The sequence below is a fragment of the Gilvimarinus gilvus genome (assembly GCF_030518155.1).
GTDB lineage: Bacteria > Pseudomonadota > Gammaproteobacteria > Pseudomonadales > Cellvibrionaceae > Gilvimarinus > Gilvimarinus gilvus.
This window is the reverse complement of record NZ_JAULRU010000591.1, coordinates 1-513: the sequence shown is the minus strand read 5'-3', so window position 1 is coordinate 513 and position 513 is coordinate 1. Positions and strand designations below refer to the sequence as shown.

Here is a 513-nt window from a genome sequence, read left to right as displayed (position 1 = left end):
CACGCCCGCGAAGGGGCGCAAAGTGGCCCCAATCAGCGAGGCAACTCGATCCTCGAGCTCTCCCCCGGCACGACCGGCCAATCCCCCGCAGCCCATTTGGCCCTGGCCTGCTCGATCAGCGCCGGGTCACTGGCGACAAAGTTCCAGTTCATCCGCCGCGGCCCATCCAGCGGCGCGCCGCCAATCAGTACCAGCTGGCATTCACCTTGCGCACACAGCGTCACCTCTTCGCCCTCCGGCAGCACCACCAGGCTGCACGGCGCCACATCCTCGCCGTTCATCTGCAGTTCGCCCTCCAACAGGTACAGCGCCCGCTCCACGTGCTCGTTCGGCACCTGCAAGGTAGTCGCCGTTTGCATCTGTACCTGGGCATAGAGGGTAGGGGACAGCACCGGCACCGGTGACGCCAGGCAGAACCCGGTGCCGGCAATCATGCAGATGCGCACCCCCAGGCTGTCGCTGACCGGCAGGCTGGCCGCAGGATGATGGCTGTAGCTGGGCGCGCCTTGTTCA

1 protein-coding gene is annotated in these 513 nt (G+C 66.7%); it reads right to left on the bottom strand.

Annotated features, from left to right (window positions below; genetic code table 11):
- Nucleotides 1-32: 32 nt before the first annotated feature.
- A partial coding sequence (locus QWI17_RS14850) for a pirin family protein (RefSeq protein ID WP_302723311.1) occupies nucleotides 33-513 on the bottom strand: 481 nt, incomplete at its 5' end.